This window comes from Furfurilactobacillus entadae, assembly GCF_045862745.1.
GTDB classification, from domain to species: Bacteria; Bacillota; Bacilli; order Lactobacillales; family Lactobacillaceae; genus Furfurilactobacillus; species Furfurilactobacillus entadae.
This window is the reverse complement of the sequence record NZ_BQXN01000006.1, coordinates 31,783-56,733: the sequence shown is the minus strand read 5'-3', so window position 1 is coordinate 56,733 and position 24,951 is coordinate 31,783. Positions and strand designations below refer to the sequence as shown.

At 48.7% G+C, this 24,951-nt stretch carries 19 protein-coding genes; all 19 read right to left on the bottom strand.

Translation table 11 applies throughout. The features are described from left to right. Nucleotides 1-24: 24 nt before the first annotated feature. On the bottom strand, nt 25-1,869 hold the full coding sequence (lepA, locus tag ACKTR5_RS04180; protein ID WP_407879425.1) for a translation elongation factor 4: 1,845 nt from the start codon (nt 1,867-1,869) through the stop codon (nt 25-27). A gap of 309 nt (nt 1,870-2,178) precedes the next feature. After that, nucleotides 2,179-3,300 carry a molecular chaperone DnaJ gene (dnaJ, locus tag ACKTR5_RS04175; RefSeq protein WP_407879424.1) on the bottom strand — a complete coding sequence of 374 codons (1,122 nt, stop codon included), beginning with the start codon at nt 3,298-3,300 and terminating at the stop codon, nt 2,179-2,181. Between the two features lie 148 nt (nt 3,301-3,448). Then, nucleotides 3,449-5,302: a molecular chaperone DnaK gene (gene dnaK / locus ACKTR5_RS04170; protein WP_407879485.1), complete on the bottom strand. Its 1,854-nt coding sequence runs from the start codon at nt 5,300-5,302 to the stop codon at nt 3,449-3,451. A 24-nt stretch (nt 5,303-5,326) separates the two neighbouring features. Beyond that, nucleotides 5,327-5,917, bottom strand: coding sequence for a nucleotide exchange factor GrpE (gene grpE / locus ACKTR5_RS04165; RefSeq protein WP_407879423.1), 591 nt, complete (start codon nt 5,915-5,917; stop codon nt 5,327-5,329). A 30-nt stretch (nt 5,918-5,947) separates the two neighbouring features. Beyond that, nucleotides 5,948-6,997 carry a heat-inducible transcriptional repressor HrcA gene (gene hrcA / locus ACKTR5_RS04160; RefSeq protein WP_407879422.1) on the bottom strand — a complete coding sequence of 350 codons (1,050 nt, stop codon included), beginning with the start codon at nt 6,995-6,997 and terminating at the stop codon, nt 5,948-5,950. A 188-nt stretch (nt 6,998-7,185) separates the two neighbouring features. Further along, the gene (ribF, locus tag ACKTR5_RS04155; protein ID WP_407879421.1) at nt 7,186-8,151 is read right to left on the bottom strand and encodes a riboflavin biosynthesis protein RibF; all 966 of its coding nucleotides are present in this window, start codon (nt 8,149-8,151) and stop codon (nt 7,186-7,188) included. A gap of 39 nt (nt 8,152-8,190) precedes the next feature. Beyond that, a complete protein-coding gene (gene truB / locus ACKTR5_RS04150) occupies nt 8,191-9,099 on the bottom strand; it encodes a tRNA pseudouridine(55) synthase TruB (protein WP_407879419.1) in 909 nt (302 codons plus the stop codon). A 179-nt stretch (nt 9,100-9,278) separates the two neighbouring features. After that, on the bottom strand, nt 9,279-9,641 hold the full coding sequence (rbfA, locus tag ACKTR5_RS04145; protein WP_407879418.1) for a 30S ribosome-binding factor RbfA: 363 nt from the start codon (nt 9,639-9,641) through the stop codon (nt 9,279-9,281). Nucleotides 9,642-9,676: 35 nt separating this feature from the next. After that, nucleotides 9,677-12,496: a translation initiation factor IF-2 gene (infB, locus tag ACKTR5_RS04140; RefSeq protein ID WP_407879417.1), complete on the bottom strand. Its 2,820-nt coding sequence runs from the start codon at nt 12,494-12,496 to the stop codon at nt 9,677-9,679. A 13-nt stretch (nt 12,497-12,509) separates the two neighbouring features. Beyond that, the gene (locus tag ACKTR5_RS04135) at nt 12,510-12,821 is read right to left on the bottom strand and encodes a YlxQ-related RNA-binding protein (RefSeq protein WP_407879415.1); all 312 of its coding nucleotides are present in this window, start codon (nt 12,819-12,821) and stop codon (nt 12,510-12,512) included. After that, entirely contained in the window at nt 12,818-13,120 is a 303-nt protein-coding gene (gene rnpM, locus ACKTR5_RS04130) for an RNase P modulator RnpM (RefSeq protein ID WP_407879413.1), read from the bottom strand. The genes ACKTR5_RS04135 and rnpM overlap by 4 nt, the downstream gene beginning before the upstream one ends. A gap of 31 nt (nt 13,121-13,151) precedes the next feature. Next, complete coding sequence (gene nusA, locus ACKTR5_RS04125; RefSeq protein ID WP_407879412.1) at nt 13,152-14,318, bottom strand: transcription termination factor NusA; 1,167 nt, start codon at nt 14,316-14,318, stop codon at nt 13,152-13,154. A 40-nt stretch (nt 14,319-14,358) separates the two neighbouring features. Continuing rightward, nucleotides 14,359-14,841, bottom strand: a complete 483-nt coding sequence (gene rimP, locus ACKTR5_RS04120) for a ribosome maturation factor RimP (protein WP_407879411.1) — start codon at nt 14,839-14,841, stop codon at nt 14,359-14,361. 151 nt (nt 14,842-14,992) lie between these two features. Next, nucleotides 14,993-19,312 carry a PolC-type DNA polymerase III gene (locus tag ACKTR5_RS04115; protein ID WP_407879410.1) on the bottom strand — a complete coding sequence of 1,440 codons (4,320 nt, stop codon included), beginning with the start codon at nt 19,310-19,312 and terminating at the stop codon, nt 14,993-14,995. A gap of 75 nt (nt 19,313-19,387) precedes the next feature. After that, nucleotides 19,388-21,097: a proline--tRNA ligase gene (locus tag ACKTR5_RS04110; RefSeq protein ID WP_407879409.1), complete on the bottom strand. Its 1,710-nt coding sequence runs from the start codon at nt 21,095-21,097 to the stop codon at nt 19,388-19,390. A gap of 67 nt (nt 21,098-21,164) precedes the next feature. Then, nucleotides 21,165-22,427: an RIP metalloprotease RseP gene (rseP, locus tag ACKTR5_RS04105; RefSeq protein ID WP_407879408.1), complete on the bottom strand. Its 1,263-nt coding sequence runs from the start codon at nt 22,425-22,427 to the stop codon at nt 21,165-21,167. Between the two features lie 72 nt (nt 22,428-22,499). Then, a complete protein-coding gene (locus ACKTR5_RS04100; RefSeq protein WP_407879407.1) occupies nt 22,500-23,279 on the bottom strand; it encodes a phosphatidate cytidylyltransferase in 780 nt (259 codons plus the stop codon). 52 nt (nt 23,280-23,331) lie between these two features. Next, complete coding sequence (locus tag ACKTR5_RS04095; RefSeq protein WP_407879406.1) at nt 23,332-24,099, bottom strand: isoprenyl transferase; 768 nt, start codon at nt 24,097-24,099, stop codon at nt 23,332-23,334. Between the two features lie 288 nt (nt 24,100-24,387). After that, nucleotides 24,388-24,951: a ribosome recycling factor gene (gene frr / locus ACKTR5_RS04090; RefSeq protein WP_407879404.1), complete on the bottom strand. Its 564-nt coding sequence runs from the start codon at nt 24,949-24,951 to the stop codon at nt 24,388-24,390.

Sequence of the window (24,951 nt, the reverse complement as noted above, 5' to 3'; positions counted from 1 at the left end):
CCCTTTAGTCTTATCTTTTTACAGTTATGATTTTGCTTTGTGGCTTTCTTCTTCATCCGTCTGAAGGACTGCCATGAAGGCCTCTTGCGGCACATCAACGATCCCAACAGACTTCATCCGTTTCTTCCCGGCTTTCTGTTTTTCCAACAGCTTCATCCGCCGAGTGCGATCCCCACCATACAGGTGAGCGGTCACGTCCTTCCGGTACGCCTTAATATCCGACCGGGCCACCACCTTAGAACCAATGGCTGCCTGAACCGGAATTTCAAAGTTCTGCCGGGGGATGATCTTCTTTAACCGGGCAACAATCGTCCGGCCACGGTTTGCCGCAAACTCACGGGCAACGATAAAGCTTAACGCATCAACCTTATCACCGTTTAACAGGATGTCAATTTTCACTAAGTCACCTGGACGATAACCACTCAGCTCATAATCCAATGACGCATAACCACGGGTACTACTCTTCAAGCGATCAAAGAAATCAAAAATGATCTCTGAAAGTGGCATGTAGTAAATCACGTTCACCCGGTGGTCATCCAAGTATTCCATGGTGTCAAAATCGCCACGTTTTCGCTGACATAATTCCATGACGGCACCGACGTAATCATTCGGCACCATAATGGTTGCCTTAACGTAAGGTTCGTTAATGGTCTTAATGTTTGACGGTTCTGGCATTTCAGACGGATTTTCCACCACGACCTGCTCGCCATCCGTCAGATCAACATGGTACGTCACTGACGGTGCGGTGGTGATCAAATCGAGGTCAAACTCCCGTTCCAACCGTTCCTGCACGACATCCATGTGGAGCATTCCCAGGAACCCACAACGGAACCCAGAGCCCAGCGCTTGTGATTTTTCAGGATCAAACGTCAAGGCAGCGTCGTTCAACTGCAACTTTTCAAGTGCTTCACGCAGATCGTTATACTTCCCGTTGTCTGTGGGATATAACCCGGCAAACACCATTGGGTTCATCTTGCGGTAACCTGGTAAGGCGGCTTCCGTTGGATGAATTGCACTGGTGACCGTGTCACCAACCTGCGTGTCCGCGATGTCTTTAATGGAAGCCGTGATATAACCCACATCACCAGCCATCAAGATATCACGTTTGATGGGTTTTGGTGAGTTGACCCCCACTTCCGTGACTTCATACTCGGTCCCGGAGTTCATCAGCCGAATCTTATCACCGGGTTTCACCGTTCCTTCAACGATCCGTAAACTCAGGACGACACCACGATAATCGTCATAAACAGAATCAAAGATCAACGCCTTGAGCGGCTTTGTCAGGTCTCCCGTTGGTGCAGGCACTTCTTGAACGATTTGTTCCAAAATTTCGGTGATCCCGATTCCGCTCTTTGCACTTGCCAAAACAGCATTGCTGGCGTCGATCCCGATGTCTTCCTCAATTTCTTCACGAACCACTTCAGGCTGGGCCGATGGTAAATCAATTTTATTGATGACCGGAAGAATTGCCAAGTCATTATCAATTGCTAAATAGGTGTTCGCCAACGTTTGGGCTTCGACCCCCTGAGCGGCGTCAACCACCAACAAGGCGCCTTCACACGCTGCAAGTGATCGTGACACTTCATAGGAAAAATCGACGTGCCCTGGTGTGTCGATCAAATGGAAAATGTACGTTTCCCCATCTTTTGCGTGGTAATGTAATTCCACGGCGTTTAATTTAATTGTAATCCCACGTTCACGTTCTAACGGCATATCATCCAAAACCTGATTTTGCATTTCGCGTTTTGAAATGGTGTCCGTTAGTTCGAGGATCCGGTCTGCCAGCGTTGATTTACCATGATCAATGTGCGCAACAATCGAAAAGTTTCGAATGTGCCGCTGCCGTTCGGCCATTTGTTGGTGATCCATACGTGTCCTCCTTTTGAATCCGACCCTGATGATCGCGATTCGTTTTCATAAACGGTTGGCTGACAATAACTGTCACTGGCGCCGGTCCCGTTGTAACCTGCTGCGCCGACTTCGCTAATGTGAAATCCTAAACATTTATTATAGCAATGATTATGTGAACACACAATTTTTATCAAACGTTTGTGCCCACTTTTTTGCTGGTCACTCAATTAGTAACGGGAACTGATCATTAATTGACTGTCATTTTAGAACGCAAGCAAGGCACCCATGAACAACATCTGTCCAGGGGTGCCTTGTCATTAATCACTATTAACGCCGGCCAAAGAGGCCGCCGTGACCATTTGGCACTGATTCACCACTTGCTTCCGCAAAGGCCTTCAGTGCTTCTTTTTGCGCCTTATTGAGGCCCTTTGGTGTCTGAACCTTCACCGTAACCCGTTCGTCACCATTGCCGTTACCACGCAGGTGCGGAACACCCTTACCGCGCAAACGGAAGGTCGTTTCGCTTTGCGTTCCAGCAGGGATCTTCAGGTTAACGTTACCGTGAACCGTCTTGACTTCCACTTCGTCACCTAACGCAGCTTGCGCAAACGTTAATGGTTGGTCAAAGTAGATGTCCGTGCCGTCACGCTTGAAGTCCTTACTTGGTTGCACCGTGAAGACAATATACAGGTCACCATAAGGGCCACCATTTGTCCCGGCTTCACCCTGACCTTGCAGCCGCATTTGTTGACCATCATCAACACCAGCAGGCACGCTCACTTCGATCTCGTGGCTTTCGCTCACGTGACCATTACCATGACAGGTTGGGCACTTTTCTTTAATTTCCTTACCCGTTCCACCACAAACGTCACAAACCTGTTGTGACCGCATCTGGCCAAGTGGCGTGTTACGGACCGTTTCAACGTAGCCAGAGCCGCCACAGTTGTGACACGTGACGGGTGAAGTTCCCGGTTTGGCTCCATTACCACCACACGTCTCACAAACTTCTTCACGGTCGTATTTGATCGTGGTCTTTTTCCCAAAAATCGCTTCCTCAAACTTCAGCGACATGGAATACTGCAAGTCTTGACCTGGTTGTGGCGCGTTAGGATTCCGCCGGGCACCGCCACCGCCACCACCAAACATTTGGCTAAAGATGTCATCAAAACCGAAGCCCTGACCGCCGCCAAAGCCGCCCTGGTTAAAGCCACCTTGACCACCAAACTGCTGACCAGCATCACCGTATTGATCATACTGCTGCCGCTTTTGTGGGTCACCGACCTTTTCGTACGCATCAGCCACTTCTTTAAACTTATCTTCTGCGCCGGGCTCCTTATTCAAGTCCGGATGGTACTTTTTTGAAAGCTTCCGGTACGCCTTCTTAATCTCGTCCTGTGATGCATCCCGGCCAACGCCAAGCACATCATACGGATCTCTTCCTTGAGACATGTGTGAACCCCCAAAATTAACTTGTGACAACCGACTCGCCAAGTGACGATCAGCCATTTATTGCGTAAGTGTAACACAAACCAACCCGTAAAACGCACAAAGAGTCAAAGATGCGCCTGCGCCTTTGACTCCCCGTCGTTACCTATGCTTACTTTTTGTCGTCTGGGTCAACTTCCTTGAAGTCACCGTCAACTGTGTCATCACCACCGGCACTGCCGTCAGCGCTACCCGCAGCTGAGCCATCAGCACCAGCTTGTGAATCAGCATTTTGTTGGTACAACTTGACCGTCAAGTCTTGAACGATCTTGTTCAATTCATCCTTCTTGGTCTTCATTTCATCGATGTTGTTGTCATCTTGGGCCTTCTTCAATGCATCACGCGCATCAGTGGCCTGCTTGACTTCTTCATCAGAAACTTTCCCCTTCAGGTCTTCCAACGTCTTGTCAACTTGGAACAAGAGTTGGTCAACTTCATTCTTCAAGTCAGCTTCTTCTTTACGCTTCTTATCAGCATCAGCGTTTTCGTCGGCTTCCTTCTTCATCCGGTCGATTTCTTCGTCGGACAAACCAGAATTACTCTTGATCGTAATCTTTTGTTCTTTGTTTGTTCCAAGATCCTTGGCAGAAACGTTCACGATCCCGTTCTTGTCGATGTCAAATGTCACTTGGATCTGAGGGACACCACGAGGGGCAGCAGGGATGTCTGCCAACTGGAAGTTTCCTAAGGTCTTGTTGTCGTTTGCCATTGGCCGTTCACCTTGCAACACGTGAATATCAACGGCTGGTTGGTTATCCGCGGCAGTCGAGAATGTTTGGCTCTTTGACGTTGGAATCGTTGTGTTCCGGTCGATCAGCTTCGTGAACACACCACCCATTGTTTCAATCCCTAATGACAATGGCGTAACGTCCAAAAGCACAACGTCCTTCACGTCACCAGTGATCACACCACCTTGAACGGCTGCCCCTAAGGCAACGGCTTCATCAGGGTTAATGGAGTGGTTAGGTTCCTTACCGGCCAATTCCTTAACGGCTTCTTGAACGGCTGGGATCCGAGTTGACCCACCATTTAAGATAACTTCATCGATGTCATCCATCGTTAAGTCAGCGTCACGCAAGGCGTTTTGAACCGGCGTCTTTGTCCGTTCAATCAAGTCAGCCGTCATTTGGTTAAATTGCGCACGGGACAAAGTTTCTTCCAAGTGAAGTGGGCCGTTGTCACCGCTTGAGATAAATGGCAAGCTAATTTGGGCTTCGTTAACCCCTGACAGGTCCTTCTTCGCCTTTTCAGCAGCATCCTTCAACCGTTGCATGGCCATTGTGTCGCTTGACAGGTCGATGCCGTTTGTCTTCTTGAAGTTGTCGACTAACCAATCGATGATCTTTTGGTCAAAGTCGTCACCACCAAGACGTGTGTCACCATTTGTTGACAGAACGTCGAAGACACCATCACCTAATTCAAGGATGGAAACATCAAATGTCCCACCACCAAGGTCGTAGACCAGGATCTTTTCGTCTTTATCCTTCTTGTCCATCCCGTATGCCAAGGCAGAAGCCGTTGGTTCGTTGATGATCCGTTCAACCGTTAAGCCGGCGATCTTACCAGCATCCTTGGTTGCTTGACGCTGAGCGTCATTAAAGTAAGCAGGTACTGTGATAACAGCCTGATCAACCTTTTCACCAAGGTAATCTTCAGCGAAGCCCTTGATGTATTGCAAGATCATTGCTGAGATTTCTTGTGGTGTGTACTTCTTACCTTCGATGTCAACGGTGTAGCCGTCTTCACCCATGTGACGCTTAATGGAACGAACCGTGTTGGGGTTCGTGATTGCTTGGCGTTTAGCCACTTCACCGACCTGTGTTTCACCGTTCTTGAATGAAACAACAGATGGTGTCGTCCGGTTACCTTCTGGGTTAGCGATAATCTTTGGTTGACTACCTTCGAGCACAGCAACTGCTGAGTTCGTGGTCCCTAAATCAATTCCAATAATTTTAGCCATTTTTATAAACTTCCTTATTATTTAATCTAATTATTGTGCAACGACGACCATGGCCGGCCGTAACACACGATCCTTTAGCATGTAGCCCTTTTGCAACACCGTCACAACCGTTTCAGGCGTTTGACCCGCTTCTACTGGGACAGTTTGCACTGCCTGGTGAAGGGTTGGGTCAAACGGCTTGTTCAACGATTCAATTTCCGTCACGTTGTTTTGTGCTAACGCTGCTTGCAAATGATCGTAAACCATCTGAACCCCATGTTGCAACTGTTTAGCTGCTTCATCTTCAGCCGGCGTTTGTAGCGCCCGTTCAAGATTGTCCAATTCAGGGACAATATCATGGGCCAGTTGTTGACCATCATACTTCATCAACTGGGCCGTTTCCTTTTGGTTACGTTGCTGAATGTTGGCGATTTCCGCTTGTGCCCGTAGGTACTTATCTTCCATCGCGGCAACTTGAGCCGTTAACTCAGCAATTTCATCTTGTTCCACGGCTGCTTCTGGCTTTTTTTTGATGTCCTTTGCAGTTGGGTCCGTGGCCTGTGATGTTGTCGTGTCTGATGCACTTTCTGCTTGTTCAGCAGTTTGACTGTCATCTTTATGAGACAAATTTGCCACCTCCATTCATTTCATTTGTGATCATCCTCAATGCACTTAATCCTCATCAAGGTGTCGATAATAATCTAAAAGCTTGGCGGCAAGTTCCTCACGAAACGCCCCGACCAACCCGATCATCCGCGAATACGGCATCCGGGTTGGGCCAAGCACAGCAATCATGCCACGACCATGAGCCCCAACATCGTACGTGCCGGTCACCAAACTATAATCTTTCAACAAGTCATTCGTGATCTCGTCACCAATCTGGACTTGAACCTGACTGTCTGGTGGACTCAGTACGCTTGCGATGTCATCCGTTGTATCAAAGAGTTGGTACAACGACTTGAAGTCATGAAGGTCATGATTCGTCGAGAAATTCAGAAGGTTCAGTCGACCGCCAACAAAGTAACGGTCAGCCGCAGCTTTATCCAGCACTTGCCCAAAGAGATTCAAAAATCCGTTTGGCGTTTGCATGTACTGACTCACCTGGGCTGGAATCTCAACCCGTAATTTCTCCATAACCTGCGTTAATGGCAAGCCAACCAGTTGATCATTGATCAACCGGACGACCGCCTCAAGCTGGTCACTGTCCATGTCACGTGGCAGGACAAACGTCTGGTTCGCCACATCACCGCTATCCATGACCAAAATGGCCATGACCTGCCGGTTACCTAGTGGTACCAACCGAAACCCGCTTAAATGGGCATCAGCCTGTTCAGGCCGCAACGTAAACGCCGTGTACGACGTTAATTTTGACAACAGGTTAGCGGATTCTTCAACGATTTCATCAATCTTTGAAAATGAGCCACTCAACTCATTTTGAATCAGCTGAATGTCTGTATGATCCACCACATTGTCATTGACCAAGTGGTCCACGTAATAGCGGTAGCCTGCTAAGGATGGCACCCGCCCAGAGGACGTATGTTCCTTTTGCACGTAACCCGCTTCTTCTAACGCCGCCATATCATTACGAATGGTGGCAGAACTCACGTGGATCGGTAGCCACGTTGCCAAGGCCTTTGAACCAACCGCAGCCCCAGTCTCCGTATATGCACGGACAATTGCTTGTAATACCATTTTTTGTCGATCTGTTATCGTCTTACTCACCCCTTTTAGCACTTACGCTATTTGAGTGCTAAGAACAGTTACTAATATAACAACTTGGTCAAAGAAAGTCAAACAAATTCATAATTCAATTTGACTTTTTTATTGGAAAAATTAATCAGCCGTTTGCCTATAAGAAAAGCCGGCTTACGACAGCAATGTCCTAAGCCGGCCCTTAAAAGCGAGCGTCCCTAATCACCAATTGTTTCAAGAGGTTTGGCGTGATCAGCCATGAATGCTCTGGTCGCCAATGCATCCTGATCTAATTGTGCAACGAGGTCGTCGACCCCTGAAAACTTCACCTGATCACGGAGATGACTTCCCCAGGCGACCACCACTTCTTCCCCATAGATCTGTTGATCAAAGTCCAGCAGATTGATTTCGATCGTCACGGGCCGGTGGTCACCAAACGTCTCATTGCGACCAATTGACGCCATGCCTGGGTACCACACGTCGCCCAATTTAAGCCACACCGCATAAATGCCGATGCCTGGGAGCCGTTCAGTCACCACGGGATCGATGTTTGCCGTTGGATAACCGAGTGTCCGACCACGCGCCTCGCCATGAACGACGATCCCGGTTGTTTGGTACGTGTACCCCAACAGTTGATTTGCGTCGGCCACGTCGCCGTCATCAATGGCCTGCCGAATCCGGGTCGAACTGTCCTTTGCATCCTTCACGGACACTTGGCCAACTTCCACAACGTCAAACCGCCCGTTCGCATACGCGGGGAGCTGCTTCATGCTGGCAACGTCAACCTTGCCGTACGTATGGTCAAACCCAGCCACAACGGCCACGGCGTGCAACCCGACCATGTAGTCGTCCACAAATGTTTGTGGCTGTAGAGCGGACAGTTGCGATGTGAAACTGACCCCGTAGACGATGTCGACACCCAGTTGCTTCAGTAACGCTAGCTTCCGGTCGAACCGGGACAGGTACCGAAACACCTCGGGATTATTTTGATAGACCAATGCTGGTTGGTGCGTATATGTCAGCACCGCTAACTTCACTCCTCGTTCATCGGCCAACTTTCGCGCCCGGTTAATGACCGTTTGATGACCGAGGTGAACACCATCAAAAAAGCCCATGGCTAACACGACCGGCGTGTCGGGAATTTGTGCCTGCTGATAGGGTTGTCGTAAATAAATGACTTGCACTGTTTTTTGCCACCTTTATGGAAACATTCTTTTCATTGATTATAGATGATTAGAAAACATCTTCAACGGTTTTGCCGCTTTACCGTCGGCAGAGCGTTGGTACAACGCTTTAACCTGACCGCCAAACCGAACGGCGACAACATCAGCATCGCCTAACACAGCGGGTTCAAGCCACCCCCCATTTGTGACTAACTGCCATTGATCTGGCGTTAAATCAACCATCGGGTAATGGGCCAACGCGTATTCGATTGGAAGAAGCTTGGCGTTAATTGTTTCGTCAGCCACTGCTTGTTCTACCGCCTCTAACGTTAACGCTTGTGATAATGTGAAGCCCCCACTTTTGATCCGGGTCAAATCACTCATCACTGCGGGAATATTCAGTTGCTCACCAAGTTGAACCGATAACGTCCGGACATACGTCCCCTTACCACACCCGATTTCAAACGGAATCGTTTGGGTGCCTGCTTGTTCATCAAAGGTACTGGGACCCGTTTGCTTGAAATAATCAACGTGAATTTGTCGAACAGGCCGGGCCACCGTTTCATCGGCCCGGGCATATTCATAAAGTTTGCGGCCATTGACCTTGACTGCAGAATACATTGGCGGAATTTGTTCAATGTCGCCCGTAAGTGCCTCCATGCCCTGCATGATTTGGGCGTCTGTAAACGGTTGTGTTAACGCCGTGCGTGTAACTTCCGCGCCGTCAAGATCCTCAGTTTCCGTTGCAAACCCGAGCGTCACGGTGCCACGGTACACCTTACCAGAAGCCATCAAGTACGGAACCACTTTCGTTGCGGCACCAATACAAACCGGTAAAACGCCGTCCACATTTGGATCCAGCGTGCCCGAATGGCCAATTTTTTTCGTGTGCAAGATTTTGCGGAGCTTAAAAACAACATCATGACTTGTCATGCCACGTGCCTTGTTAATCGGGAGAATGCCTTCCATCGTTCAAAACCTCACTTTTCATCTGTCAAAAACGACTCTGAATGAGCCGATAACGTTCATCATTATACCGTAGGGTTGTGAAAAAAGCGACTGCACGCACCGGCCGGCTGCTTAAGCTGACAAACAAAAAATCACCCGGTAACTGGACCATAATGGTCAATCACCGAGTGATTTTTTAGTTAATCGCGTTCTTGTTGGTGCAGTTTATTGATCAATTCATCAATGTGACTGCCGTACTGAACGGATTTATCCTGAACAAAGAAAATTTCAGGCGTCTTGTAGATGCTCAACCGCCGCCCGAGTTCCCCACGAATGAGGCCACTAGCCTTTTCCAAACCAGCAGCTGTTTTTTCGTTGTCACTGGCTTTATCTGACAGAATGCTGTAGTACAACGTTGCTTCCTGTAGATCACCAGTAACTTCAACACCCGTAATGGTTACGCCCGTCACACGCGGATCCCGCACACGCTTCAACAAAATGTCCGTTACTTCGCGCTGGATTTCTTGTTCCAGCCGACCAACACGATATTGTTTGCTTGGCATTATCTTCACCGCCTTATCTTTCGTTATGGTAACGCTTAGTCAATCGGAACTTCCTTCATAACGTAAGCTTCAATCACATCACCGACCCGCAAGTCGTTGTAACCTGCAATGGTCAACCCAAGGTCAAAGCCGGCTTTAACCTGCTTAACTGAGTCCTTGAACCGTTGAAGTGAACCTAACTTACCTTCGTAAATAACCACACCATCACGGATCAAACGAATTCCGGCGTCGCTACTAATGTAACCTTCAGTAACCATCCCACCGACAACCGTTCCGACCTTTGAAACCTTGTACAGTTCACGAACTTCAACTTCACCAGTGACTTCTTCCTTATAAACTGGTTCAAGCATTCCCTTCATGGCTGATTCGATTTCATCGATGGCGTTGTAGATCACGTTGTGCAGACGAATGTCCACACCATCGCTATCGGCCTGTGACCGGGCTTGTGCAGTTGGCCGCACATTAAACCCAACAATAATGGCGTTTGAGGCAGCTGCTAAGGTGACATCACTTTCGTTAATGGCCCCAACGGCTTGGTGAATGATGTTAACCCGAACACCATCAACCTGAATCTTCTGGAATGAAGTTGCTAAGGCTTCAACGGAACCCTGAACATCAGCCTTGATGATGATGTCAACTTCCTTCATTTCGCCTTCCTTCATCGTGTCGAACAGGTTGTCCAACGTGACGTGGGTTGAGTGTGAACGTTCTTCAATCAGTGCCCGCTTAGCCCGTTCTTCACCGGCAGCCCGGGCAGATTTTTCGTCTTCAAAGACGACAAACTTGTCACCGGCTTCTGGAACATCGTTCATCCCAGTGATTTCTACTGGTGTAGCTGGCGTTGCTTCCTTAACTGTCCGACCACGGTCATTGTTCATGGTCCGAATCCGGCCGTAGGTGTTCCCAATAACGATTGGGTCCCCGATCTTCAACGTTCCTTCTTGAACAAGTACCGTTGCGACAGAACCACGGCCCTTATCCAACCGGGCTTCAATAACTGATCCCAACGCACGTTGGTCTGGATCAGCCTTTAATTCCATCATGTCAGCTTGCAACAGAACCATATCAAGCAGTTCATCAAGGTTCTTGTCGTACTTCGCAGAAATTTCAACGAAGATGGTTTCCCCACCCCAGGCTTCTGGAATCAGGTTATATTCAGCCAACTGTTCGATCACGTGGTTCGGGTTGGCACCTGGCTTATCGATCTTGTTAACCGCCACGATAATTGGTGTCTTCGCTGCCTGAGCATGGTGAATCGCTTCAATTGTTTGTGGCATGACACCGTCATCAGCCGCAACCACTAAAATCGTAATGTCGGTGATGTCCGCACCACGCGCACGCATTGCAGTAAAGGCCGCGTGTCCTGGTGTATCGATAAAGGTGATCTTACGACCCTTCAATTCAACTTGGTAAGCACCAATCTTTTGCGTGATCCCACCAGCTTCACCAGCCGTGATGTGAGAATTCCGCAATTGGTCCAGCAACGTCGTCTTACCATGGTCAACGTGTCCCATGATTGTTACGACTGGTGGCCGGTCAACTAACTTAGTTGGATCCGTTTCTGCTTGTTCTTCGAAGAACTTGTCGATGTCGGCAATATCTTCCTTTGGCTTTTCTTCAGCGGCAATGCCGTAATCAGCAGCCAAAATTTCAATGGTATCCTTATCCAAACTTTGGTTTTGGTTAACCATCACGCCAAGCATGAACAACTTTTTGATCAATTCAGCTGGTTCGCGGTGCAAGATCTTCCCTAAGTCCTGGGCGTTCATGCCAACATCGTACATCAGGACTTCTGGTAATGGCCGTTCTTTCCGCGTTGGTGCTGGTTGAGCCTGCGTTGTTTGCTTGATTCGCTGGTTCTTTCTGTTCCGCTTTTGGTGTTTTTGACCGTATTGTTGTTGACCACCACGGCCACCGCGACGGTTGTTATTGCCACCAAAACGGTTACCACCATTCCCACCAGCGGCGTTGTTCCCAAAGCGGTTGTTACGTGCGCCAGTGTTGTTACTTGTTGAGGCACTCCCGTTGGTCCGATTGCTGCTGGTTGATTGGTTCTGGCTTGGCCGTGAGTTGGTGTTACTTGGCCGTGATGAACTCGTTGAGCGGTTGTTGTTGCTACCACTACGGTTACCATTGCCGTTATTACTATTGCCGTTCCGGTTATTGTTGTAACCGCCAGTCCGGTTGCCGCTGTTGTTACTGCGGTTTGTTGACTGTGAACCATTGCGGTTACCACCGTTGTTGCTATTACTGTTGTTCCGGTTGTAGCTACCGTTACTCCGGTTCGTTGATGTTGATGATGACCGGTGTTGGTTGTTACCACCATTACTTGGCCGTTGGGCGCTCGTTTGGTGGTTGCTACTTGTTGACCGTGGTGCTTGACTGGTTGCTGATGCAGAAGCCTGTGACTTTGGTGCTGCTGCACTTGCCGAGGCACTCTTTGGCGCTGCCGAACTTGTTGCTGGCTTTGCAGCAGCGCTGGTCGTTTCAGCTTGCCGATTTGAAGGCCGATTGTTGTTGGTCCGCGGGTTATCTAGGTTCATAATTCGTCCCTCGCCGTGCAAGTTTGCACCGCCGTTGCGACCAAAGTTCGTATGGCGATGGTCAGGCTTCTTATTGTTATTGATCAAATGGTGAACAACCTTGTGTTTTACGGGTTGTTCATCATTGCTGGTTGCTGCCGGCTTTCTAGCTGGGCGGCTCCCGATTGTGTTTCGTAAGGTCTTCTCTTGATCATCACTGACCGTTGCCATGTGATTATTAAACTTCATTCCCTTGGCGCTTGCCTTGGTTAAGAGATCCTTGCTCGAAACATTAAGTTCCTTTGCGAGTTCATAGATACGCTTGTTGGCCATCCTTTCACTCTCCTCATTTCAAATTTTCAAGTAATGACTGCATTTTTTTAGCAAAGCCGGCGTCATTGACACCAATCGCAAACCGTTGTCGGCCTGTCGCTTGACTGAGTTCTGCCACGGTAAACGCGGTACTCAATGGAATGCCATAAAAATGTGCTTTATCGCTTAATTTTTTACTTGAGCTTGCCCCCATGTCGCTTGCTAACCATAACAGTGCTAATGACTGGTCTTTAATGGCGGCGAGGACCATGGGTTCACCAGTTACGAGTTTCCCCGCCCGTTGCGCAATCCCAAGTAAATTCAGTAATTGTTGTTCAGTTGTCATTTGGCATCGTCACCAAACAGTTGCCGCCGGGCTTGTTGATGGTCAACGTAAGCAATGAGTTCTTCGTAAAACTCATCACTGACCTTCATGCCAAACGCTTTGTCCAAACTGTGATTATGTTGTGCCTTTTTAGCAGTTTCAACGTTAATACTAACGTACGCGCCCCGGCCATTTTGTTTCCCGGTTGGGTCGATGGTAATGACGTCTTCTTTGCTTTTCACAACCCGGATCAATTCCTTTTTAGGGAACATCTCACCGGTTACGATGTCTTTACGCATGGGTACTTTACGCTGGTGCATCAAAATTCCCCCTTTGATCGCCAACTAGTGGCTAGTCGTCGGCCCGCTGATCATTAACGGGTTCATCAACGGTTACCTCAACATCTGCCAGTTCCGTTGGTTCAGAACCTGCTTCAACGTATTCTTGGTCTTCAGCATCCTCAAACAGTGATTTTGCTTCTGTTTCAGACTTAATGTCGATCTTAAAACCAGTTAACTTGGCAGCTAACCGGGCGTTTTGACCACGTTTACCGATTGCTAATGACAACTGGTAATCAGGGACAACGACCGTGCAAGCGCGTTCGTTTTCTGGATCAAAAACCACGTCAATGACTTCAGCTGGGTTCAATGAGTTCGCCACGTACTGTGCGTCATCTTCCATCCATTCCACGATGTCCATGTTTTCGCCACCCAGTTCGTTCACGATGGCTTGGACCCGTTGACCACGAGGACCAACACAAGTCCCAACGGGGTCAAGGTTTGGATCGTTTGATTTCACAGCAATCTTGGCACGGTCACCAGCTTCACGGGCGATTGAAACAACTTCAACCGTTCCATCGTAAATTTCTGGGACTTCTTCCTCGAATAACCGCTTCAATAATTCTGGGTGGGTCCGACTAACAAACACTTGTGGGCCCTTGGCGTTGTTTTCAACCCGGGCCACGTAAACCTTGATGCGGTCATGCATCTTGTAGGTCTCGTTTGGCATCTGGTCGGAATTCGCCATAACGGCTTCAATAGTGTTAGAACCGCTCCCGAGCGTAACGTACAGGTAACGCGTATCCTGACGTTCCACTTCACCGGTCACAACTTCATCCATGTACTGACTGTACTCAGCGTAGATCAAGCCCCGTTCGGCTTCACGCACCCGTTGCATGATGACTTGCTTAGCCGTTTGAGCCGCGATCCGGCCAAAGTTCTTCGGTGTGACTTCCACCTTAATCTCATCGCCCAGTTCGTACGCCTTATTGATGGCTAATGCATCTTGTAAACTCATCTGAAGCTGAGAATCTTCCACTGTTTCTGAAACGGTCTTTACGGCGTAAACCTTAATGTCGCCCTTCCGATCGTTGAAAACAACGTCAACGTTTCCAGCCTGGTTGTAGTTGCGTTTGTAAGCTGCGGCAAGCGCTGCTTCCAAGGCCTCAACCACAACCTCTTTTTTAATCCCTTTTTCCTGTTCGAGGGCGTCTAAGGCGCCCACCAATTCTTTACTCATGTTTGTCGTACTCCTTTAGTCACGATCGCGTGCGCTGAACTTACATCCCGCTGAAATCAATGGCCAGGCGGGCGCTGGCGATAGCTGACCGATCAATGGTAATTGTTTTACTAATTCCCTTAACTTTGTACACCAACGTCAATTGCTCTGGTGTTAACGCGGTTAACGTTCCTTCAAAGACCTTCACCTTTTCAATCGGTTGGTACAGTGAAATATGAATGTATTGGTTCACAGCACTTTGAAAGTCTGCTTCCTTCTTCAACGGCCGCTCAGCGCCCGGTGATGAAACCTCCAAATAGTAGGCTTGGGGGATTGGATCAGGATCTGCTGCGTCTAAGCTTGCGCTCAGTTCATCGTTTACGATAACGCAATCATCGATGGTAATTCCACCTGGTTTGTCAACGTAAACGCGGAGATACCAGCTCTTGCCTTCCTTAACAAACTCCACATCCACTAACTGGAAGTGATGTTCGTCAACGATTGGGCGCACCATGTCGGTGACCGTCTCTACCACATTGCTCAAGTAGTCCACCTCCTTATTTTTCCCTGAAAAAAGAGCGAGCCGAAAACGGCTCACTCTTAGATTAAGAGTCTTAAATTACATTGAACACTATAACACACAGACCTGGTTGGCGCAACCACCAGCCCCGTTGCACCAGTGATAACACCGATTTCTAAAAGAGGCTCAACTGGTTTTCGTCTGGTAAATCATCCAACACATGGTTTTCCGTCAGGTAATCAATAATCGTGGCGGAAACCTTGCCTCGCTTGCTCAAGTCTTCCTTCGATAAGAACGGCTTATCCTCACGAGCTGCCACGATCTGTTTAGCAACGTTATCACCTAACCCTGGCACTGCATTAAACGGTGCCAGCAGTGTGTCACCATCGATCAACCAGCTTTGGGCATCGGAACGTTCAACGTCGATCATCTTAAACGTGTATCCACGTTCCAACATTTCATTGGCTAATTCTAACACCGTCAACAGGTTCTTTTCCTTTGTTGAAGCTTCATTTCCCTTGTCCGTAACAACCTTCATGGCACTTTTGACGGCTTCTTTACCATGCGCCATGGCGGTTAGGTCAAAATCATCGGCCCGAACGGAGAAGTAGGCAGCGTAATACAACACTGGGAAGTAAACCTTGAAGTAAGCCACCCGTAGTGCCATCAAAATGTAGGCTGAGGCATGGGCCCGCGGGAACATGTACTTGATCTTCAAACATGAATCAATGTACCACTGGGGCACATCCGCTTCCCGCATCGCGTCCTGCCATTCGTCTGGAATTCCGCGACCCTTCCGCACGTGTTCCATGATTTGAAACGACATTTCGGAATCAAGACCGTAGTTGATCAAGTCGGTCATGATGTTATCACGACACCCGATCACGTTGGCAATCGTCGCCGTGCCGTCCTTGATCAACTCTTCCGCGTTCCCTAACCACACGTCGGTCCCATGAGACAGTCCTGAAATCTGAAGCAGTTCAGAGTAGTTTTTCGGGTGGGTCTCTTCCAACATTCCCCGAACAAACCGGGTCCCAAATTCGGGAATCCCCAGTGTTCCGGTCTTACTGAAGATCTGTTCTTCCGTAACGCCTAAAATATCCGTTCCAGAAAATAGCTTCATAACACCGGGATCATCCGTTGGGATCGTTTGTGGATCAATCCCGGACAAGTCTTGCAGCGTCCGGATCATGGTTGGATCATCATGACCCAGAATATCGATCTTTAGGATGTTGTCATGGATCGAATGGAAATCAAAGTGGGTCGTTTTCCAAGCAGCGTCCTGATCGTCAGCCGGATACTGAATTGGTGTGAAGTCGTAAATGTCCATGTAATCCGGCACAACGATAATTCCGGCCGGGTGCTGACCCGTTGTCCGTTTGACACCAGTTGCCCCACTTGACAAACGGTCGACTTCTGCTTGCCGCAGATTAAGCTCGTGGTCCCGTTCATAGGCCTTCACGTACCCGTACGCCGTTTTATCCGCGACGGTCCCAATCGTCCCAGCCCGGAAAACATTGTCCTCACCGAACAACACTTTCGTATAGTTATGGGCGATCGGCTGGTAGTCACCAGAGAAGTTCAAATCAATATCGGGCACTTTGTTTCCCTTGAACCCCAAGAACGTTTCAAACGGAATGTTTTGGCCGTCCTTATCCAGTGGCTGCCCACACTCTGGGCAATCTTTATCCGGTAAATCATAGCCCGAACTGTATTCCCCATGCGTATAAAATTCGCTGTACTTACAGTCAGCATTCTTACACAAATAGTGCGGCGGTAAGGGGTTAACTTCAGTGATTCCGGCAAACGTCGCCACCACGGAGGACCCAACGGACCCCCGCGAACCAACCAAGTAACCATCCTTGTTAGATTTATGCACCAGTCGTTGAGCAATCAGGTAAATAACGGAGAACCCGTTCCCAATGATTGACTTCAACTCCCGGTCGACCCGTTTCTGAACAATTTCTGGCAACGGATCACCATAGAGCGCATGGGCGGTGTCCATGGTCCGGGTCCGAATTTCATCTTCGGCCCCCTCCATCCGTGGCGTATACAGTTTGTCCTTCAGCGGATGGATTTCATCGACCATGTCGACAATCTTATTCGGATTGGTGACAACCAGCGTTTTTGCCTGTTCTTCACCCAGAAAACTAAATTCCTTCAGCATTTCATCCGTTGTTCGGAACTGGACATCTGGTAGTGAGTGCCGGTTAAGTGGGTTGGCCCCCCCTTGTGAGCTGATCAAAACCTTCCGGTAAATGGCATCGTGAGGATCCAAATAATGAACGTCCCCCGTCGCAACAATTGGTTTATCTAATTCATCAGCAACGTTAACTAACGATTCAATGATTTCTTCAAGTTTGGCGTTGTCATGCACCAACTCACCTTCAATCAGTGGTTTGTACACTGGCTTTGGCTGTACTTCAAGATAATCATAATACCGGGCCCGTTTGCGCGCCTCGTCTTGCCCCTTTTGCATGGCCGCCTCAAACACTTCACCTGAGGCACAAGCTGACCCCACTAAGAGGCCCTCCCGTAACCGGTTCAGCTCACTTCTCGGGACCCGTGGCACCCGGTAGAAGTACTTAATGTTTGAGAGGGACACCAATTCAAACAGGTTCTTTAACCCGGCTTGCGTTTGGGCAATCACGGTTGCGTGGAACGGCCGCGCATGTTTGTACGCATCATTGTCACTCATGTGTTCATTTAACTGATCATGATAAACGATGTCGTAACGTTCCTCAGCGTCTTTAAGGAAAATCATCGCCAGATAACCAGTTGATTCTGCATCATAAATGGCCCGGTGATGGTGTTCTAGTGACACGTTAAACTTCTTTGCCAACGAGTTTAACCGGTACCCCTTTAACGTTGGGTACAGGAAGCGCGCTAACGTTAACGTATCGATAATCGGGTTGCTAATTTCCGGAAGATCATGCCGCACGTAGCCCGTGTTCATAAAGCCCACGTCAAACGTCACGTTATGACCAACCAAAATGGCGTCGCCATACCATTCGCGGAATAGTTTAAAGACATCCACTTCAGATTTTGACCCGGCAACCATGTCATCCGTAATGCTGGTCAAATTCGTTGTCGTTTCGGAAAGGTGAAAGCCTGGATCAATAAATTCTTCAAATTGATCAACCACGTTCCCATCCACCATTTTGACGGCGGATAATTCGATCACCCGGTCGTAAATTGCGGATAACCCCGTCGTTTCCACGTCAAAGATGACGTACTCATGGCCCTTTAGGGGCTCATGAGCATCGTTCAGGCCAATTGGCTCGCCATCATCCACCAGGTTGATTTCAACCCCGTATAACATCTTCAACCCATTTTTTTCCGCTGCATGAAACGCATCTGGAAACCCTTGGAGCCCCGAATGGTCCGTAATCGCAATCGCTTTATGACCCCACTTCGCAGCCCGTGCCACAAAGTCACCAATGTTGTTTGTGGCGTCCATCGTACTCATCTGCGTGTGCAAATGAAGTTCGACCCGTTTTTCATCCGCTGGTGCGGTATCTTCACGCTCCGTGTGTGTGACCACCTGGAGATCATTTGCAATCACGGCTAGATCCCGCGAAAAGTTATCTTCCTGAACGGAACCACGCACTTTGACCCACGCCTTTTCTGGGATGGCGGCAAAGTTGGCCTCGTCATCCTCATTCCGTGAAAACTTCTTCACCAAAAAAGAGGACGTATAGTCGGTGATCTTTAACGTCAATAACTGACGCCCAGACCGTAAGACCCGAATTTCCTTTGCAAAAACATAACCCTCAAGTGTGACACTACGTTCTTCTTCGGTGATCTCATCCATTCGGCGAATGGGTTCATCGTCCTTGATTTTCCGGCCCATCGTAACGGGACCATCAACCGTTGGGGCACTGGAACGTTCAGCGTTCTTTTTGACAATCACAGCCGTGGCTTTCGTGACCATTTCCTCATCACGTTTCGCCTTTTCCGCTTCATGCTCAGCCAAACGTTGTGCTGAGGCCGCCTCATCCACCGTGGTGGCAAACGTTAGCGCCGGAAACCCCAGCCGCTGGTACGTTGCCGTGAGGGCTGACAGCGTCTCGCCGTTCAAAAAGTCCGAGACCACTTGGTTCGGGGCCGTAATGACGATGGTCTCACCCTGCATGACGGGGGCGGGGCCGTCGCATAATTGCCGGGCAAACTGATCGTTTAGCCCACTGTGACTAACCGCCCACTGCCAATAACGATCAATCAGCGCCAGTGTTGGTTGTGCAGTCCGCGTCGCAATCTGAAAGTCGATGGTCGCAATTTCACTAAACGCCTGATTAAGCCGCTGAGTGAAGTCCATAAACGTTTCAAACGGCAAAATATCTTCAAATAAGAAGCCAAAACTCCACGTTCGACTTTTTTCATGAACTGTCATGGCCGTAATCGCACCTGTTGCATACGGTGCGGTTGTTGCTTGGTCTTCAAGGTTCAATTGTTGTAATAATTTCTGAAATAATTCCTGTTGATCTAACGCCACGAAAATGCGGCCTCCCCACATATAAAACCTTGAGTGACGTAAAGCGCGACAAAGGGCATTGCCCCTGTCACTAGACTAAGCAATCCCCTTAAATAAAATCCCAACTGTTTCTGTTAGTTCTTCCTTCCGGACTTCAAGCGCTTCGCCTGTCTTCCGTAGTTTAACTTCAACGATTCCGTCGGCGGCCTTCTTTCCGACCGTCACCCGTAATGGTAACCCAATGAGGTCAGAATCAGCAAACTTCACGCCGGCCCGTTCTTTGCGGTCATCGACCAGAACCTTGTAACCCGCATCCGTTAACGCTGTTTCTAATTCATCCGTCAACGCCTGTTGTTCAGCGTCCTTTGTGTTGACCGGAATCAGGTGAACATCAAATGGTGCAATGCTCTTTGGCCAGGCAAGACCGTTTTCATCAGCACTTTGTTCAGCAATCGCTGACAGTAACCGACTCACACCAATCCCGTAAGACCCCATGATGACGTCTTTTTGCCGACCATTTTCATCAAGGACTTGGGCACCCAGCGCCTTTGAATACCGGGTCCCCAATTTAAAGATGTGCCCAATTTCAATCCCACGATTGAACTTCAAGACCCCTTCACCATCTGGAGAAACATCGCCTTCTTGAACCAAACGAAGGTCGACAAATTCGTCAACACGGAAGTCACGATCCAAATTCGCATTCAGATAATGGAACCCGTTTTCGTTGGCCCCAACCGGCATGTTGACCATGTCCGCAACGTCTTGATCAGCGACAACCTTGATGTCTTCGTTTACACCAACTGGTCCCAGTGAGCCAAAGTCTGCGCCCAAGAAATCTTCGGCTTGTTCCGTGGTTGCCATTTCTAAATCAACAGCGTTAACCGCATTCTTCAGCTTCGTTTCGTTGACCTCATGATCACCGCGAATCAATACGACCAGTGGTTCGCCATCGGCAATAAAGAGCATCGTCTTCAGCGTCTTGTTGGCGTCTAGGTCAAGCCGGTCAGCGATTTCCTCGATCGTCTTTTCACCAGATGTGGCAATCTTTTCAAGGTCACGCAATTCTTCGTGTGACTTCTTTGGAACGTACAAACTGGTTGCCGTTTCAATGTTTGCTGCGTAATCGCTGCTGTCAGAGTACGCGATGGTGTCTTCACCAACTGCGGCAATGGCGTTGAATTCACGTGACTGCTTTCCACCCATGGCCCCTGAATCTGCCAGGATCTCACGGTAATCTAAGCCACAACGGTCAAAGACGTTCCGGTAGGCCACTTCCATCTGTTTGAACACCCGGTCCAAACTTTCGGTGTCACTGTGGAAGGAGTAAACGTCCAACATCAAAAATTCACGACCACGCAACAGGCCATAACGAGGCCGGTCTTCATCACGATACTTTTGTTGGATTTGGTACATCACTAGTGGTAACCGCTTGTAGGACTTTACTTCATCACGAATGAAGCCGGTGAAGGTTTCTTCATGGGTTGGTCCAAGGATCAAATCCCGATCATGACGGTCCTTTAATTTATACATCGTTTGACCGTACGTGTCGTAACGGCCTGATTGCTTCCATAAATCAGCAGGCAGCAATGCTGGTGCCAGCATTTCCACGGCGTCGATCTTTGCCATTTCTTCACGGATGATCGTTTCAACGTTTGTTAACACTTGGTAGGCCAGTGGTAAGTACGCGTAAACCCCAGCAACAACTTGGCGAATGTAACCGGCCCGCAGCATCATCTGGTGGCTAACGGCCTCGGCATCACTTGGCGTTTCTTTTAACGTCGGAATTAACATTTTACTCTGCTTCATTAATAATTTCTCCTCATATGTAACGGCTCAACCGAACCGTTTGATAACCATCATTTGTAAACGTCAATTAGTGCACGAAGTATCGCATGATGTCGTTCCACGTTACCAAGATCATCAGTAACATCACAAATCCAAACCCAATAATCGTGACAACACCCTCGGCCTTTTGAGAAATCGGCTTCCGGCGAATTGCTTCAACGATGTTTAATAATAACTTACCACCATCCAGAGCTGGAATTGGCAATAAATTGACGATCCCAAGGTTAAGTGACAAGAACCCTAACCAGTACAAGATCCCCGTCCATCCCGCCTGTGTGGCAGTCGCTGTATTGGCGTAAATGGCAACGGGACCACCCAGATCGTTTAGGCTAAAGTGCGTAAACAAGTGGCCGAGTGACGCAAACAGCATTGTGGTCGTGTTCCAGAAGCCACCAAACAGTTTTGCCATAAAGCCTGTTTCCATTCCGCGCTCAATCCCCACTGTCCGGCTCTTAGTGCCGCCGGTCGTGGTTGTTTTCGGTGTTAAGGTCACCTGCTTTGTTTGCCCATTATGGCGAACTGCCAACTTCATGTCACCCTTTTTGTCCGCCGCAATGGCGGTTGTTAAGGCTGTCCACGTTTTTGTTTTCTGGCCGTTCACGGCAACAATCTGGTCACCTTGTTTGATGCCAGCCGTTTGGGCGGGTGAATTCTTCACCACGCCAGAAATCGTGTTGCCATTACTAGCAACACCACCCATGGCAAACCCCATAATGGCGAAAACAAGCCAAGCCAAAATGAAGTTGTTCAGTGGGCCGGCAAAGTTCGTTAAAATCCGGTTCCACAAGGATGCAGATTGAAATTGAACGTCTCGGGGCGCAATTAACACTTCGGTGCCATCGGCTTCAATAATGGTCGCATCATGATCCACTGAATACCGGGTCACCTGACTTTCGTCCCCATTCTCATACCCGTCAATGACTAACGCATCAACAAGGTCTGCATGGGTGACGATCACGGGAATCCCGTTAAAAAGCGTTGTCTTGTCACTTGCGTTGATGCGGGTAACTTTGCCCGCCTCGCCAACCATGACACTCACAGGCGTCCCTGGTTGAAGCTGGTCGTCCTCATCTTCCGCGGCCCCCGCCATTCGGACGTAGCCACCTAACGGAAGTAAACGAACAGTGTATAATGTTCCGTTTCGCCGGGTCCAAAAAATCTTTGGCCCCATCCCGATCGAAAATTCACGAACTAAGATTCCAGACCGTTTAGCAAAGTAAAAATGGCCAAACTCGTGAACCACGACCAGAATCCCAAAAATAATGATGAATGCAACAATTGTTTTAATCATTGACTGGCATTCCTTTCATTGATTCATAACTAACGGTTCCTGATGATTTTACCAATTGTGGCGCCTTGTTGCTTAAAATAACCCAACCAGGTGCAACACAGGTAAGACAAACAACAAACTATCAAACCGGTCCAAAATCCCACCGTGACCTGGCAAGATCTTACCAGAGTCCTTCACGCCGTAAAAGCGTTTCAAGGAGGATTCAACCAGATCACCCAGTTGACCACATACACTAAACAGGATGGTTAAAAGCGTCATCGTGACCAACCCGTACTGTTGTGGGAAGAAGTAACACCAGACGGCTCCAACGATTACGGCAACAACCGTTCCACCAATTGACCCTTCCCAGGTCTTATTTGGTGAAACCTGTGGTGCTAGTTTGTGGCGCCCAAGTTTCCGGCCGATCATGTACGCACCAGAATCCGTTGTCCAGATGACAAAGAGGATGTAAAGCAGGGTCGTTAACCCAGCCTGCCGTGCTTGAACAAAGTAATAAAACCCGGTCCCAACGTACAGCATGGCAAGGGTCAAGACCCCGGCATCATCAAAGGAAAAGTGGTTGCGTGTAAACACTGTGTGCAGCAGTAGCGCTAAGACCACAACGAAAAACAAAAAGTCACGACTGATGGGTAAGTCACGTAACCACGCTGCGGGTGCGAGAACCACCAACACCCCAATAAAACTCATAATGGCTTCTGGCGAAACCACCAATTTCTTTTTCATCACCAGGACTTCACCCATGGCGACACCGGCGAGCACGATGGCTGCCAACTGAATTAACCAGCCACCATAAATAATCACCGGAATAAAAATCAACAAGGCCACAACGGCCGTAATGACACGCGTTCTCATAACAAACTCCTTACTGGTAGCCGACCACTTTAGCCCACTCCATTTTTAATAATTATTTCTTAACGCCGCCAAACCGACGATCCCGTTGCTGAAAGGTCACGATTGCGTCTTCGAGGTCAGTGCCAGAAAAATCCGGCCAATAACCAGTTGTAAAGACCAATTCACTGTAAGCAATCTGCCATAGTAGGAAGTTACTAATGCGTTCTTCACCACTCGTTCGAATCAACAGTTCCGGATTATTGTATGGGGCAAGTGGTGCTGTCATGAGGGCACCATCGATTGTTTTGGGATCAATATCCGCCACCGCTAACTGACCCGCTTTCACCTGTTGCGCAATTTGCTGAACAGCCGTCACAATTTCTGCCTGACCACCATAATTTAGCGCAAAGTTTAGCACCATTCCGGTACAATGAGCCGTTTTTTCAATGGCATCATGCACAGCGACCTGTGTCTTTTCCGGGAGCTGATCCGTGTACCCCATAACATTGACGCGCACGTTTTCAGCCACTAGTTCAGGCACAAACGTATCGAAGAAGTCGATGGGAAGTTGCATTAAGTAGTTAACCTCTTTTTCAGACCGCTTCCAGTTCTCCGTTGAAAAAGCGTATAACGTCAACACCTTAACGCCCAAGTGGCTAGCTGCCATTGTGACCGTCTTAACGGTGTTCATGCCCTCTTTGTGCCCCGCAATTCGCGGTAAGTGACGTGCCTGTGCCCACCGACCATTACCATCCATGATGATTGCAATGTGGTTTGGAACCCGCGCCATGTCAATCGTCCCGGTTGTTGTCTGTGTCGGTTCTTTTTTTCGTCCAAACAAAACGACGTCCACCTTTCAGTTACATTTATCTAGTTTAACAAAAAGACCGCTCATTTACATTAAAATCAGTGGTTTCATGCATTTTGCTGCCAGTTACTTAAGATTATGAACGAGAAATGAAGACCGGTCAACTGTGATGCAACAACCCGTAAATGATCCCGTCACTAATGGCGCCCCTCACTCATGATTCGCCGGTTGGCATGACCACCATTTACTAAAAAATGATCGACCTCCCGTGGGAAATCGACCATTTTTTGAAGGTGCTTATTAACAAACAGTTACTGTTAATTAGACGTTCATTAATTCTTTTTCTTTATCAGCGGCAATGGCTTCGACATTCTTGATGGCAGCGTTCGTGATCTTTTGTGCTTCTTCTTCAAGATCATGTAACTGGTCATCAGTAAAGTCGCCATTCTTATGGCCCTTCTTCAAGGCATCCATGGCGTCCCGACGAACGTTCCGTACGGCAACTTTACCCTCTTCAGCCTTCGCATGAACCTGTTTGACCAGGTCCTTTCTAGTTTCTTCCGTCAACTGTGGAATCACCAAACGAATGGCATTTCCGTCGTTAGCGGGGTTGATGCCTAAGTCGGACACTAAAATTGCGTGTTCGATGGCATCCAAACTTGTCTTATCAAATGGTGTCACCAGCAAAACCCGTGCTTCGGGAATTGTGATGGACGCCATTTGGTTGATGGGTGTTGGTGCACCGTAGTAGTCAGCCGTGATGTTTGACAACAACCCAGCGTTCGCACGACCGGCACGAATATTCCCTAATTCACGGGATAAGGCGTCGCCCGCTTTTCCCATCCGTTCTTGTGCATCCTTTAAAATTGGTTCGTTAACAGCCAT